Genomic DNA, 14,322 nt, shown 5'->3' on the forward strand with positions numbered 1-14,322 from the left:
CCTCCAACGCCTGTTCTCCCGAAGTTTCCTCTTGGCTACTCACTCGCCCCAAAACCAACTCTTGATAGCGGCCACAATGCTACCAAAACTGAATCTCGTTGCACCCTCACTCTCTGCTACAGGGTTATCGTCGGGCGGAGCGAAATCCAGAAGCCCTACGGCGGTCGAATACTGAGGTTTGCGTAGAGCTTTAGCGTTCTCCTCGAGCCTGCGAGGCGCGGCTCTGGAGGCGCGCATCCCCAGTATCTCCTCGCACACCTCGTCCATACCCTCGAGCAGGGATCCCCCGCCGGTGATGAAGACCCCACCGGGGAGGCTCCGCACGCCGGCCTCCCGCAGGGTCTCGCGGACGTACTCGAAGACCTCCCTGGCGCGGTACTCGAGTATCTCGCTCAGGAAGTGGGCGTTGTAATAACGGCCGCCGAGCCTGACGGCGGCGACGGGATCTATGGTGCGGGAGAGGACGGAGCCGTAGCGCACCTTGAGCCGCTCGGCGACCTCGAACGGCACCTTCATACCGTAGGCCACGTCCGAGGAGAAGCTCTCTCCGCCTATGGGGATGACCGCGGCGTGCACGAGTGCGCCGTCCTCGAAGACGGCCACGTCGGTGGTACCGCCACCGACGTCCAGGAGAACCGCGCCCCTGGAGCGGGCCCGTTCCGGCAGGCAGGCCCCGGCGGAGGCCAGAGGCTCCAGCACGACCCTCTGCGCCTCTACCCCGCAGTCCCCCACGGCGTAGAGTAGGTTCTGGATGCTGGTCATCGCGCCGCTGACGACGCTCGCGCGAAGCGTCACCCGGTGGGCGGCGAGCCCGATCGGGTGCCTGACTCCCTCGGAGCCGTCCAGGACGTACTCGCGGGGCACGACGTGGATGACCTGGCGACCTTCCCGGGCGGCGGCCAGCCTCACCTCCTCCTCGAGCCTCCGAAGGAAAGTCTCCGTAACGGTCAGGTCCCCCCCGCGGTTGAGCAACGTGGCCTCGAGCCGCGTGCATTCGATGTGACTGCCCGCGATCCCCACGACGACCTGCGAGCCGGCCGGGACGCCGCAGCGCTCCAGCGCCCGCGCCACGGTATCGGCGGCAGCGTCCCGGTCCACGACAACGCCTTTCCTGAGCCCGCGGCTCGGCGCCTCGCCCATCGAGGCGACCCCGGCGGGATCCTCCCCTCTGGCGGGCACCCCGGCGAGGGCTACCACTTTGGTCGTGCCAACGTCCAGCGCGTAGACCTGACGGCGCGGAGAGTCCGCGCCCCCACTACCCCCTGCCGGCATCTCCGGAGCTGCCGACCACCACGCGCTCCGGCGAGCGCAGATCGAAGACCTTCGCGGTGGGGTTGCGGCGCATGATCTCTTTCAGCGCCCGGGCCTGCGCGGTCGTCACCCTTCCGTAGAACACCACCTCACGCCCGGAGACCCGGGCGTGCACCCCTCCGGGGGTCACGCCTCCTATCTCCTGCACGCGCACACCGTTTCTCTCGAGCACCCTGACATTCTCCACCACCCTCCCGAGCTCGTAGTGGTCGAGGTTCACGGGGCTGAGCCGGGCGCCTCCCGACCCCGGCAGACGCGTACCGTCCTGCGCGACGAAGATCCTCCTTCCGGAGACGTTCGCGGCCAGGACGGCCCGCCGTTCCTCTACCTCAACCGTCACTATACCTGATCTCCAGTTACGGATCACCTTCACACCCTCGATCCATGGGTCAGTCTTGAGCCTGCGGATCAGAAGTCCGGAGTTGAGGGTGAGGAGGCTGGAATGGTCCGGAATCTGGGCCCGGACCTCGCCGTCGGACACCACGTGGTTGCCCGTGACCCGGACGCCCTTGACGGGGAAGAGCAGCCCGGAGACGATGTAGACGGTCGCGGCGGTCAGGGCTGCGACGGCGACCGAGACCGAGATCGCGCGCAGCAGCCGGGCCGGCGAAAAGCTCATCCCCCTCCCCTCAGAGTAGTGCGAGCAGCTCATCGCCGACCCTGGAGACGTCCCCGGCGCCGAGAGTGAGCACGGTATCCCCGCTCTCGCAGATCTCGCGCAGGACGCGGGGGATGACGTTGAGCTCCGGGAGGTAATAGACCTCGGGCCGGCGCGGTCCGTAGTCCGGAACGTCGCAGATCGCGTCGACGATCAGCTTCCCGTTCACGCCCGGCAGGGGCATCTCCCCGGCACCGTAGACCTCGGTGACGAGCACCGCGTCCGCCGCCGAGAAAGCTCCGCCGAACTCGCGGTAGAGCCGGCGGGTGCGCGAGTATCGGTGCGGCTGGAAGACCGCGATCACCCTACCTCCGGGCTCCAGCGTCGCCCGCGCCACCTCAAGGGTCGCGGCGAGCTCGGTCGGGTGGTGGGCGTAGTCGTCGACGACCCTGACGTTCGAGCGCACCCCCTTGAGCTGGAAGCGCCGCCGCACCCCGGAGAACGTCGCGAGGGCGCGGGCCGCCTCGTGGGCGTCGTGGCCGAGCCAGCGTGCCACCGCGGCCGCAGCGAGCGAGTTGAGCACGTTGTGCCTCCCGAAGACACCGAGCCTGACCTCGCCGAGTTCCTTCCCGTCCTCGAGCAGGACGTAGCGGTTCGGGCCGAGTATGCGCGCCCGCAGCTCCCCGCCGGAGATGCCGTAGGTGACCACCTCGCACGGAGCCCGGGAGGCGAGCTTCAGGCAGCGCTCGTCCTCGGCGCAGGTCACCAGCAGGCCGTCCTCCGGCAGCCTCCCGACGAAGCACGCGAAAGTCTCCAGGACGTCGTCGAGCGAGTGGTAGAAGTCCGGGTGGTCGAACTCGACGTTGGTCACCACGGCAGCCTCCGGGCTCAGGTAGAGCAGCGAGCGGTCGCTCTCATCCGCCTCGGCCACCACGAGCTCCCCGGTACCATCAAGGGCGTTGGAGCCGATGTCGTTGAGCTCCCCGCCGACGAGCGCCGTCGGGCTCTCCCCGAGAACCCTGAGAGCGTGGGCGATCATGCTCGTCGTGGTCGTCTTGCCGTGGGTCCCGGCGACCGCGATACCCCGTTTGCCCTCCAGTATCTTGGAGAGGGCCTGCGCCCGGGGGATGACGGAGATACCCCTCCTCCTCGCTTCGAGAACCTCCGGATTGGTCTCCGGGATCGCGGTGGAGACCACGACGACCTCCGCATCGCCGACGTTGGAGGCGTCGTGACCGATCACCACCGGCACCCCCACCTCGCGCAGCCGCCTCGTGTAGCTGGACTCCTTGAGGTCGGAGCCGGTCACATCGTGTCCTCTGGCGCGGAGGATCTGGGCAATGCCGCTCATCCCGGCCCCCCCGATCCCGACCATGTGTATCCTCAACGCTTCATCCTCCCCTGATCGTCCTTCCGCCAGGCCGCCTCGAGGAGGGCCGTGGCCACCTCCGCGGCGGCATCCGGCGTCGCCAGTTCCTTCATCCGGGCGGCGAGCTGCTCCCGGCGCCCCTTGTCGCCGAGCAACCCCTCGACCCTCTCCCGCAGCCTCCGGGCGTCGACCTCCCCGTCCAGCATCAGCTCGGCCGCCCCACGCCCGGTGAAGTAGCGGGCGTTGTGCAGCTGGTGGTCTTGGGCGGCGTAGGGGTAGGGGACGAGTATCGCCGCCCTCCCGGCCGCCGCCAGATCGAAGAGCGAGCCGGCGCCGGCTCTCGTGACCGCGAGCTCGCAGGCCGCGACGTAGCGCCACAGCTCGGGCTCGTACTCCAGGATGAGGTGCCGAGGGTTCTTCGTCGAGAGCCGGCCGTAGTCCCTCCTGCCCGCGACCTGCACCACCGTGTACGGGGTCTCGCCCGAGCCGAAGGCCTCCTGTGCGGCCAGGTTGATCCTGAGCGCCCCGCCGCTCCCGCCGAAGACGAGGACGACCGGCGGCTCGAGGCCGAGCTCCGCGAGCGCCCTCTCCCTGTCCGCCGCGAAGAACTCGCGCCGGGTCGGCATCCCCACCACGCGCGCCCCGCGCAGCACCCCGGCCGCCTCGGGGAAGGTCACGAACGTACCGGAGGCCACGCGGCTCGCCAGCCGGTTCACCCGGCCGGGCACCGAATTCTGCTCGTGCAGGAACGTCGGTATCCCGAGCGAGCGGGCCGCGGCCACCGCCGGCGCGCTCGCGTACCCACCGACCCCGAGCACCGCGCCGGGCTCGAAAGAGCGCATCAGACCGCGGCAGGCGAGCACGGCCCGGGCGAAGAGCGCCGCCGCCCGTCCCCGGGCGAAGACGCCGCCCGCCATCCCCCGCAGCAGCAGCGGGTGGAAGGGGTATCCCGCCCGGGGCACCAGATCCGCCTCTATCCCCGAGGAGGCGCCCACGAACTCAACCGTGGCCCTCCGCCCGGCGAGCTCCCCGGCCACGCACAGCGCGGGGATCGCGTGCCCGCCCGTTCCGCCGCCCGCTATCAGTATCCTCGCTGGTGCTCGCACCCGCATCGACCTCTCTCACTCGCTCGCTGTCCTCGGATATCCGGTAGAGGATACCGACGGCTGCAAAAGATACCATCAGGCTCGATCCGCCATAGCTCACGAACGGGAGCGTCATCCCGGCGAGCGGCAGCATACCGGTCGCGGCCCCGACGTTGAAGACCGCCTGCACGGTGAGCATCGTCGTGATCCCGGCCGCCACGCAGCGCGCGGCGATCGTGGGGGCATCGAGCGCGATTCTGTAGCCCGCGAGCGCCACGAAGACGAAAGCCGCGATGACGACGAGCATGCCTATCAGGCCGAGCTCCTCCCCGATGAGCGCGAAGACCATGTCCGTCCGTATCTCCGGGATGTAGGCCACCCGCTCCCCGGCGCCGGGTCCGGCCCCGAGTATGTTGCCACTCTTTATCGCCAGTATCGACTGCACGATCTGGTACCCCGACCCCTTGGCCGAGGACCACGGGTCGAGGAACGTCAGGAACCGTTGCCTGCGGTAGGGCTCGAGCAGCATGACCCCGACCAGCAGCACGGCCGACACCGCTCCCAGAGAGACCAGGCTCCGCGTGCGTACCTCGGAGGCGAGGAGCACCCCGCCGACCCCGGAGATGATCACGAGCGAGGTCCCGAAGTCCGGCTCGGCGACCACCAGCAGGAAGAGCAGCCCGACCGCCGCGAGCGCGCCGACCGGGAACCTCCCACCAGGCCGGTAGCGGGCGAGCGCGAAGCCCGCGACGAAGATGGCGGCCAGCTTGGCGAACTCCGAGGGCTGCAGGCTCAAAAATCCGAGGTCGAACCACCTCCTCGCCCCCCCGACCTCGGTCCCGACCCCCGGCACAAGGACCAGAAGCAGGGCCGCGAGCACGGCCAGGTAGAAGGCCGGGTAGACCCTGCGCCACGTGGTGTATCGGATCTTCCTGACTACCGCGAAGATGACGACCCCGAGCACGATGTGCGCCGCCCGTACGAGCAGGTAGTGCGCCCCGTAATCTCTATATGTGGCCGAGTAGACCATCACCGCCCCGAGCAGCGAGAGCCCGAGCGCGACGAGGAACAGATTGGCCCGAACGGATCCCCGCTGCAGCATCTAGCCGGCTTCCTCCCTCGCGAGCCGCGCGAAGAATTCCCCCCGCTCGGCGTATCCGGAGAACTCGTCGAAGCTCGCGCATCCGGGCGAGAGGAGCACCACGTCCCCGGCCCGGGCCTCCCGGCGCGCGGCTTCCACCGCCTGGGCCAGGTCGGGCACCAGCAACAGCCTCCCGTCCATCGCCGCCTCCCGCGCCAGATAACCTCGTATTTTGGGGCCCGCCTTCCCGAAACAGACCACCGTCCGGCACCGCCCGAGGTACGGCACGATCTCCTCGAAGCCGGTCTCCTTCTCCGAGCCTCCGAGCAGGAGCACCACCGGCCGGTCGAAGCTCTCCAGGGCGGCGGCGACCGAGGAGGGATTGGTCGCCTTCGAGTCGTCCACGTAGAGCACGCCCCCCCGTTCGGCGACGACCTGCATGCGGTGCGGCTTGAGCCGGTAGGAGACGAGGGCTGCGGCGATCCCGGCCCGGTCCGCGCCGAGCCTCTGCGCCAGGGCCGCCGCGAAGAGCGCGTTCTCCAGGTTGTGCCGGCCGGTGAAAGAGAGCCGCCCGGTCTCGACGAGACGCTCGCCGCGCAGAAGGAGCCACCCGTCGCGCACCTCCGTTCCCTCCTCCCCGACCACGAGAGTCTCGGCCGCGAGCGACGGCGCTGCCCCGCTCCCGACCGGGTCGCGGGCGCTCACGACCGCGAGATCCTCCGGCCGCTGCCCCGCGAAGATCCTGAGCTTGTCCCGGGCGTACTCCTCGAAGGAGGAGTGCCAGTCGAGGTGGTCCGGCCGCACGTTGAGGAGGGCGGCGGCCTCAAAACCGAACCCTTCGAGGTAGTGGAGCTGGAAGGAGGAGAGCTCGAGCAGCAGCACCCCCGCGCGCCGCGCCTCCTCGACGCAACCGCTGAGCGCCCGCCAGGAGTTGCCCGCCACGGCGTGATCCACGCCGGCCTCGCGCAGCATCGCGCCCGCCATGTCCACCACGGTTGTCTTGCCGTTGGTGCCCGTCACCGCCGCGATCCGCACCCCACCTCCGAGCATCCCGAGCGCGACCCCGACCTCGGGTACGATCTCCAGCCCCCTCTTTTCCGCAGCCGAGAGAACCGGGTCAGAGGGCGGCACGCCCGGGCTCACCACCACCCGCCCGACGCCCTCCAGGGCTTCGTCCGGGGAGACCCCGAGCCGTCCCTCGACCCCGAGCTCCCGCACGAGCCGGCGCAGCTCCGTGGAATCCGCCAGGTCCGCGGCGACGACCCCCATCCCGCTCTCATCGAGCAGCGCCCGGCACGCCGCGCGTCCCGACTCTCCGAGCCCGTAAACCAGTGTCTTCCCTGACTTCATGACCTCCTCACGCCGAGTTGTAGAGGGTGAAGTAGTAGAGGATGAACCCCGAGGCGGCGAAGGCCGCCTGCACGATCCAGAAACGCACCACGACCTTGTTCTCCTTCCACCCCGAGAGCTCGAAGTGGTGGTGGATCGGGGCCATCTTGAACACCCGCCGGCCGGTCATCTTGAAGACCGTGTACTGGATGATCACCGAGAGGGCCTCTATGACGAACAGCCCGCCCACCACCGGCAGGATCAGCTCGGTCTTGGTCAGGATGGCGGCCGCGGAGAGCACCCCACCGATGGCCAGAGACCCGGTATCCCCCATGAACACCTCCGCGGGGTGCGCGTTGTACCAGAGGAATCCGACCGCTGCCCCGGCCATCGCCCCGCAGATCACGGCCACGTCGTACTGCCGCTCGAGGAAGGCTATCCCGGTATAGGCGGTGAGCGCCAGCGTTCCGGTCCCGGCCGCGAGCCCGTCGAGCCCGTCGGTGAGGTTCACCGCGTTCGTCGTCCCGGCTATGACGAGCAGCGAGAACAAACAGAAGAACACCACTCCCAGTACCCCGGGACCGAGCATCAGGTTCCGGTCGAGCCCCGGCACCACGACCTCCTGCGTCATCCCGACGTAGTGCAGCGCCAGCACGTCCGCAACCACCACCGCCCCCACCTGCAAGAGGAACTTGTAGCGGGCGCTCAGCCCCTCGCTGCGCCGCTTGGAGATCTTCTGCCAGTCGTCGTAGAGCCCGATCCCGGCGGCCACCGCGATGATTATCAGCATCGCCACCGTCGTCCAGTTGAGCCGCGCCACGACCGCGAGCGCCCCCAGGAGCCCCAGCAGCATGACCACCCCGCCCATCGTCGGGGTGCCCGCCTTGATCAGGTGCGTCTGCGGACCCTCCTCGCGCACGAACTGGCCGAACTTCCGGCTCTGCAGAAACGCTATGAATTTGGAGCCGAGGCTGACCGTCACGAAGAATGCGACCCCGGCCCCCAGAATCACGCTAAACAACGGCCAGGCTCTCTCTCAGCCTGCGGGTCAGCGCGTCGAGCCCGACGCCGCGCGACCCCTTGACGACCACGTAATCCCCGTCCTCCAGGCGCTCCTCCAGCACCCCGTAAGCCTCTTCGACGTCCCCGCACGGGACGACCTCGCCGGAGAAACCCTCGGCGTACCAGCGCGCCTCGTCGCCGACGCAGACCAGAAGATCGAAGCCGAGCTCGTCCGCGAGGCGTCCGATCTCCCGGTGGTACTCCCGGGCCCAGAGACCGAGCTCGTACATCCCGCCGAGCACGGCGACGCATCTCCGCCCCTGCTCTCCGGCCTGCGACCTCGCGTAGCGCAGCACGGCCTGCATCGCCGCCGGAGAGGCGTTGTAGGTATCGTCGTAGAGCACTATGTCCCCCCGCAGGCGATAGACCTCCCCGCGCAGCCCGGTCCGCTTCACCCGCGAGAGCCCCGCCGCACACTCCTCCAGCGAGAGCCCCAGAGCGAGCGCCCCGCCCGTGGCGGCGAGCAGAGGCTGAACGAGGTGCGTCCCGAAGACGGGGCTGCACACCCGGACGCTCTGAGACCCCAGGTGCATCCTGAAACCGAGCCCCTCCGGCCCTTCCCTGACCTCCGAGGCCCAGAGGTCCACGCCTTCCTGCCGCTCCCGACCGAAGGTTATCCGGCGACGGAGGTTTCTTCCCTCGGCGATCGCCGCCGGGGGAACCCCCACCGGCGCGACCATCACCCCATCGTCGGGGAGCGAGCGCGCGAGCTCCCCCTTGCCCCGGGCGATGCCCTCGATGCTCCCGAAAGTGTCCAGGTGCACCGGGGCGATGGCGGTGAGAACACCCACCTGCGGGGGTGCGATCCGGCAGAGGTGGGCGATGTCACCCTCGTGCGTCGCCCCCATCTCGAGCACCATCACCTCCGAGCTCTCGTTCGCCGAGAGTACGGTGAGCGGCAGCCCGATCTCGTTGTTGTAGTTGCCGCCGGTGGCGGTAACGTGCCTGCCCGCCGTCCTCAGGATGGCGGCGAGCGCGTCCTTTGTCGTGGTCTTGCCGACGCTCCCGGTTATCCCGACGACGACCGGGGGCTCGGGCTCCCAGGTCTCGATGCTCCAGCGCGCCAGACGCTGCAGGGCGTCGAGCGGGTCGTCCACCACGAGCGTGGGCCCTTCGACCGGCCGGCTGGCGACCACCGCCACGGCCCCGCGCGCGAGGGCGTCCCCGGCGTACTCGGCGCCGTCCACGCGCCCCCTGAGCGCGAAGAAGAGCTCGTCTGGCCCCGCCCGGCGGGAATCGATGCACACGCCGCGCACCGTCCGTCCGACCCGTGCGCCCACCAGCCGGGCCCCGATCACCCGGGCCACCTCTTCGAGCGGCGTACCCCTCATGTCTGGCAAACCGCCCTCTTGTCGGGGGCCACGCCCGCGACCCGGGGGTCGGGCGGCACGTTGTAGTAGCTCAATGTGTAGCCCATGACATCCCTGAAGTACGGTGCCACGACCGTCTCCCCGTAGATATCCCCCTGTGGATCATCCACGATCATGAGCACCAGGTACCTGGGGTCGTCGGCTGGAGCGAACCCGATGAACGACGCGACGTAGTCCGTGCTCGAGTAGGCACCGGTCGCAGGATCGACCTTCTGTGCCGTACCGGTCTTCCCGGCGATCCTGTATCCCGGAATTCTGGCGCACACTCCTGTCCCCTTGTCGACGACGCTCTGCAGCATCCGGTTTACTATAGATGAGGTTCGGGGGCTTATCACCCTGGGTCCGGGCCTGGTGTCGTGTCCCTGCACCACGTGTGGGGTGACGAGCCGGCCGCCGTTGGCGATCGCCGCGTAGCCGGCGGCGAGCTGCAGCGGGGTGACAGTGAGCCCCTGGCCGAAGGGTATGTTGCCTATCGTCGTCCCGCTCCACTGCCGATACGGGGGCACGTACCCCGTCGCCTCACCGGCGAGGTCTATGCCGGTCTTCCTGCCGAACCCGAACCGCTCTATGTACTCGTAGAGCCGCCGCCCCCCGAGCCTCTCCGCGATCTTGGTCGCCCCCACATTGCTCGACTGCTGCAGTATCTTCGCCGGGGTCATCTGCTCCACAGGATGAGGCAGCGAATCATGCACCACGGCGCCGGGTATCTGGATCTGATCCGGCACCGTGAAGGTGGTTCGCGGGGTTATTACCCCCTCCTGCAGAGCGGCGGCGACCGTGAACGCCTTGAAGGTCGAGCCCGGTTCGTACGGATCGGTGAGCACCCGGTCGCGCTGGAGTGCGCCCGGCGCCTGGTCGTAGTGGTTGTCGTCGTAGCCGGGAACGTTGGCGAGGGCCAGGATGGAGCCGTCTCTCACGTTCATCACCAGCCCTTGGGCGCTCCTCGCGTGGAAGCGGCTCATCGACTCGGAGAGGGCCTTCTGCAGCTGTTGCTGCACCGCAGCGTTTATGGTCAGGCGCACGTCCTGCCCCCTCGAGAGCCTCCCGTCGTAGGTCGCCTCGACTCCACCGTAGGCCCGGCCGTAATCGCTGTAGTAGCCGAGCAGCTGGCTGGCGAGGTCCCCGTCGGGATAGACGCGCTTCGCGTCGGATATGGTGTATACGCCCTCTATACCGAGTGCACGCACCTTCCGCGCCACCCCGAGATCCACGTCCCGGGCGACCACACTGTAGCCGCTGAGCCGGCCGTCGGAGCCGCGCCTGGTGAGCAACCCCTCTATCTCTTTCGGGTTCATCCCCCCGCCGAGGACGCGCGAGAGCTCCTTTGTGGCCTTCTCCGGGTCCCTGACCTGATAGGGCGTGGCCACCACGTCGGCGGTCTTGACCGAGGTCGCGAGCTTCTGTCCCCCCATGCCGACGATGTCGCCACGCCCGGCGGCCACGTCCTGTACCACGCCCCCCGCCTGCTCGGAGGCGAGCGTCCTGTACGCCCCGGTCCCATCCAGGCTCAGGTAGGCAGCCCGTCCGCCCAGCAGGAGCCCCGCGACGGCAACCCCGGCCGCCACCGCCCGCAGGCGTGACCGGCCGGTCCCGGGACGCGCGCGGGATCGCCTCCCGCGCCTGGTTTTCATCCTCCGCCTATCTTCCTCCTCCGGCGTCCTTCTTCTGCTGGGCATTCTCCCCATCCTCCCCGTTCTTTCCTGTGACGTAGACCTTCATGTCGGTGCCGCCCGGGTCTCTCATCCCGAGCTCCGTGCGTGCCAGCGTGCGTATCCTCTGCGGCCGCGAAAGCCGGGCCACCCGGACGTCGAGCTTCTCCCCTTGAGCCTGCATCCGGGCCTGCTGCTGCCTGAGATCCTGCACCCGGACGTCCAGCCGGCTCAAGATGGTGTGTACGTAGACGTTGCCGAGCATCAGCAACACGGGAACGACGACGAGCGCGATGAACCTGCGACGCCGGATGGCGGCACGCCGGCGCATCTGCCGGCGGCGCCGGATCTCGCGCCGCCGGATCTCACGCTCCCGCTCGTCGCCCCTCTCCCAGATCTCCGGCGACCACGCACGCCCCCGGTTCTCCTGCGGGACGGCCACCTAAGCCTCACCCTCCCTCGGAGGCTCGGCGGTACGCACGGCGCTCCTGAGCCGGGCGGAGGCGCTGCGGGGGTTGCGCCCCACCTCCTCCCGCGAGGGACGCATCACCTTGGCCCGCCGGAACGTCGGACGGGCCCCGCAGACGCAGACCGGCAGCTCCGGGGGACAGGTGCACCTGCCCTCCCTCTCCCTTATGAACCGCTTGACGATCCGGTCCTCCCCGGAGTGGAAGGAGACGACCACGAGCCTCCCTCCCTCCCGGAGCAGACGCTCCGTGGCCTCGAGCGCGCGCCGGAGCCCGCCGGGCTCGTCGTTGACGTGCATCCTCACCGCCTGAAAGACGCGCTTGGCGGGATTGCCCCCCCGACGCCTCCAGCCGACCGCCGCCCTCACCGCCTCCGCGAGATCCGTCGTGGTCGAAAGCGGGCGCCGCGCGGCGATCTCCCGCGCGATGCGGTGGGCCTCGCCCGGCACGACGTCCCCGTGGCGCACGAGGACCCCCGCGATCTCTTCTTCGGAAGCCCCGTTCAGGAAGTCCGCCGCGGAGACACCAGAGGTCGGATCCATCCTCATGTCCAGCGGCCCCTCGCGCACGTAGCTGAAGCCCCGTCCGGGGTCGTCGACCTGGTGGCTCGAAAGCCCAAGGTCGAAGAGGACCGCGTCAACCCGCCAGCCCTCCTCGACCATCTCCCGCAGGACCTCGTCGTAGGGGCCGGGACGGAAGACGAAGCGCGCGTCGCGCACCAGTGCGGCCCGCCGCCCCGCCTCCGGATCCCGGTCCACCCCAACGACTCTCCCATCCTCCCCGAGCAGCTCCAGTATCCTGCGGGTGTGCCCCCCGCCGCCGAAGGTGGCGTCGACCACCGTCTCGGAGCCCCGGAGGTCGAGCGCCTCCATCACCTCCTCGAGCATCACCGGCGTGTGCGAGAGCGCCATCACGCCCCTACAGCTCCCTCCCGGCGAACTCCTCAACGATGTCCGCAAAGGTCTCGTCCGCACCCTCCACGTAACGGTTCCACTCCCTGGTGTCCCAGATCTCCAGCCGGTCGTCAACGCCGGTCAGCGTGACATCCCGCTCAAGCCCCGCATACCGCGCAAGCTTGGCCGGGATGAGGACCCGCCCCTGCCTGTCGAGCGTCGCCTCGAACGCCATCGAGAAAAACATCCTCGAAAGCTGGCGCCCACGCGCCGAGAGATCCGCATTGGCCTTTATGTTCGCCTTGAAGGCCGCCCACTCCTCGGGCGGGAACGCAAACAGGCACCGGTCCACACCCTTGGTGATCACGATACCACCCTCGAAGTAAGGCCGGAGCTTGGAAGGGAGGGTGAGCCGCCCCTTCTCATCCAGCGTGTGTTCGTACTCGCCAAGGAGAGCCAGGGCATCTCCCTCCCACTACGCTCCACTTTGACCCACGGCTGCGGTGATTCTTGCATATCACTCCACAAACCGCAATCCATAGGGGTCCAAAACCACTTCCAACACCATCTGGAGCCCATATTTCATCCTTTATCCCTCCCCCCCAGGGATATGGACCCCCTCCTAAAAAGATCGGAATCGGGATCTCATGGGCTGGAGAGAAAAATTTCCCATCGTGGGAGGCTGCCCAATATCTCTGGACGGTTGCAGGGATGGTCCCCAACATGTTGCGGAGAAGCGAATTGAATCTCTTGGAGGTATGGTGGGTGGGCCCACCAGGACTCGAACCTGGGACCGTCCGATTATGAGTCGGATGCTCTGACCAACTGAGCTATGGGCCCGCTGGGGGCTCCCCTGGCTGGACTCGAACCAGCAACCCTTCGGTTAACAGCCGAATGCTCTGCCAATTGAGCTACAGGGGAACGGCTTCTGCGGGGCGTAATTATACGGGCGGCTGGCATGGTGTTCAAGGAGAGGCAGGGAAGTCGCGCATCGCCTGCTCCAGTAGCCTGGCGCGGTCGTGCAGCCGGGCCTTGAGGTCGTAGTCGGTCGTCTCGCGCTTGCGGCGCCGGCAGCTGAGGACGCCGAGGCGCAGCCAGGACTCACGCACAGATTCTGGGGTGGGGAAGAGCCTCTGGCCGTAGCTGGCGAGTTCTCCGACGCTGTCCATCCTGTCTCTCAGGCGTTCGTCGGACAGTATATCGCCGGTCCCGGCACCAGCGAGCTCGGAGCAGACGGAGAAGATCTCCGCCTGTTCTGGATCGGGGAAGTCCTCCTTTCGCAGGAAGAAAGGCTCCGGCAGCACCGGCGAGATCACCCCCTCGCGCAGCAGGGGCGCGGTGAGATCGGGGCGGGTGATCATAAGCGCCAGCACCTCACGGCCCGCCTGCAGATAGGGGTCGTCGGGCGGCAAACCTCCGGATGCGACCCTTCCGGAACCATCCGGCATGAGCTTTCTTCCCTCCTGCAACAGCCGCGCCGGAACGCCGAGCGCCTCGGAGGCGATCCGGACCGCCTCCCTGTGCAGTACGGGATCCCTCACCCCCCTTATCAGAGCCCGTACCTCCGGCAGGGCGCGAGAACGGCTCGCGGCATCCGCCCCGAGGTACCGGTCGGCGATGCGTCGGATGCCGTACTCCATGACCGACACGGCGCCGGAGAGCATGGAGGAGAGCTCGGAGGCCGGGTGCGAGAGGACCCAGTCGGCCGGATCCTCTTCGAGCCGCAAAACCCTCAGGTCGAGCCCGAGCCGGGCGGAAGCAGCGGTGACCCGCTCGATGGCTCTCTCGCCCGCCACATCAGGATCGAAGAGCAGGTATATGGTGTCGGCGTGGGCGCTCAACGTCCTGAGATGAGCCTCGGTCATCGCCGTACCGAGCGTCGCCACAACGTTCTTCATCCCCCCCTGCGAGAGCAACAGGACGTCCGTATATCCCTCCACGACCACCGCCGACCGCTCCTCCCGCATCGCCCGCAGTGCCTGCGGCAGACCATAGAGAAGCTCCCGCTTGTTGAAGACCTCGGTCTCCGGCGTGTTCAGGTACTTCGGAGTCCCCTCCCCGGGCACCCGCGCCCCGAACCCCACGACCCTCCCCCGACGGTCCAGGAT

Annotated in this window: 13 protein-coding genes and 2 tRNA genes; all 15 read right to left on the minus strand. The window is 68.6% G+C overall.

Going from position 1 to position 14,322, the window contains the following annotated elements; all coding sequences use genetic code 11:
- Positions 1–39: 39 nt before the first annotated feature.
- Positions 40–1,272, minus strand: a complete 1,233-nt coding sequence (ftsA, locus tag PJB24_RS11070; RefSeq protein WP_273845843.1) for a cell division protein FtsA — start codon at positions 1,270–1,272, stop codon at positions 40–42.
- A complete protein-coding gene (locus tag PJB24_RS11075; RefSeq protein ID WP_273845846.1) occupies positions 1,256–1,930 on the minus strand; it encodes a cell division protein FtsQ/DivIB in 675 nt (224 codons plus the stop codon). Before PJB24_RS11075 ends, ftsA begins: the two co-directional genes overlap by 17 nt.
- 10 nt (positions 1,931–1,940) lie before the next feature.
- A complete protein-coding gene (gene murC / locus PJB24_RS11080; protein WP_273845848.1) occupies positions 1,941–3,296 on the minus strand; it encodes a UDP-N-acetylmuramate--L-alanine ligase in 1,356 nt (451 codons plus the stop codon).
- The gene (locus PJB24_RS11085) at positions 3,293–4,384 is read right to left on the minus strand and encodes a UDP-N-acetylglucosamine--N-acetylmuramyl-(pentapeptide) pyrophosphoryl-undecaprenol N-acetylglucosamine transferase (RefSeq protein WP_273845850.1); all 1,092 of its coding nucleotides are present in this window, start codon (positions 4,382–4,384) and stop codon (positions 3,293–3,295) included. Before PJB24_RS11085 ends, murC begins: the two co-directional genes overlap by 4 nt.
- Entirely contained in the window at positions 4,278–5,465 is a 1,188-nt protein-coding gene (locus tag PJB24_RS11090; RefSeq protein WP_273845851.1) for an FtsW/RodA/SpoVE family cell cycle protein, read from the minus strand. The genes PJB24_RS11085 and PJB24_RS11090 overlap by 107 nt, the downstream gene beginning before the upstream one ends.
- Positions 5,466–6,794: a UDP-N-acetylmuramoyl-L-alanine--D-glutamate ligase gene (gene murD / locus PJB24_RS11095; protein WP_273845853.1), complete on the minus strand. Its 1,329-nt coding sequence runs from the start codon at positions 6,792–6,794 to the stop codon at positions 5,466–5,468. It lies immediately after the preceding gene.
- A gap of 7 nt (positions 6,795–6,801) precedes the next feature.
- Positions 6,802–7,785 (minus strand): phospho-N-acetylmuramoyl-pentapeptide-transferase, encoded by a 984-nt coding sequence (mraY, locus tag PJB24_RS11100; RefSeq protein ID WP_273845870.1) that lies wholly within the window; start codon positions 7,783–7,785, stop codon positions 6,802–6,804.
- A 1-nt stretch (position 7,786) separates the two neighbouring features.
- Complete coding sequence (locus tag PJB24_RS11105; protein ID WP_273845872.1) at positions 7,787–9,166, minus strand: UDP-N-acetylmuramoyl-tripeptide--D-alanyl-D-alanine ligase; 1,380 nt, start codon at positions 9,164–9,166, stop codon at positions 7,787–7,789.
- Positions 9,163–10,836, minus strand: coding sequence for a peptidoglycan D,D-transpeptidase FtsI family protein (locus PJB24_RS11110; RefSeq protein WP_273845856.1), 1,674 nt, complete (start codon positions 10,834–10,836; stop codon positions 9,163–9,165). The genes PJB24_RS11105 and PJB24_RS11110 overlap by 4 nt, the downstream gene beginning before the upstream one ends.
- A 7-nt stretch (positions 10,837–10,843) precedes the next feature.
- Positions 10,844–11,296, minus strand: coding sequence for a septum formation initiator family protein (locus PJB24_RS11115; RefSeq protein WP_273845858.1), 453 nt, complete (start codon positions 11,294–11,296; stop codon positions 10,844–10,846).
- Positions 11,297–12,232 (minus strand): 16S rRNA (cytosine(1402)-N(4))-methyltransferase RsmH, encoded by a 936-nt coding sequence (gene rsmH / locus PJB24_RS11120; protein WP_273845861.1) that lies wholly within the window; start codon positions 12,230–12,232, stop codon positions 11,297–11,299. It lies immediately after the preceding gene.
- A 7-nt stretch (positions 12,233–12,239) separates the two neighbouring features.
- A complete protein-coding gene (gene mraZ, locus PJB24_RS11125) occupies positions 12,240–12,674 on the minus strand; it encodes a division/cell wall cluster transcriptional repressor MraZ (protein WP_273845874.1) in 435 nt (144 codons plus the stop codon).
- Between the two features lie 306 nt (positions 12,675–12,980).
- Positions 12,981–13,054: transfer RNA gene (locus PJB24_RS11130), tRNA-Ile, on the minus strand.
- 8 nt (positions 13,055–13,062) lie between these two features.
- A tRNA-Asn gene (locus PJB24_RS11135) sits at positions 13,063–13,135 on the minus strand.
- A 44-nt stretch (positions 13,136–13,179) separates the two neighbouring features.
- Positions 13,180–14,322, minus strand: a 1,143-nt coding sequence (locus tag PJB24_RS11140; RefSeq protein ID WP_273845863.1) for a toprim domain-containing protein, incomplete at its 5' end; no start/stop codon positions are given.

The sequence above is a fragment of the Rubrobacter calidifluminis genome (genome assembly GCF_028617075.1).
GTDB classification, from domain to species: Bacteria; Actinomycetota; Rubrobacteria; order Rubrobacterales; family Rubrobacteraceae; genus Rubrobacter_E; species Rubrobacter_E calidifluminis.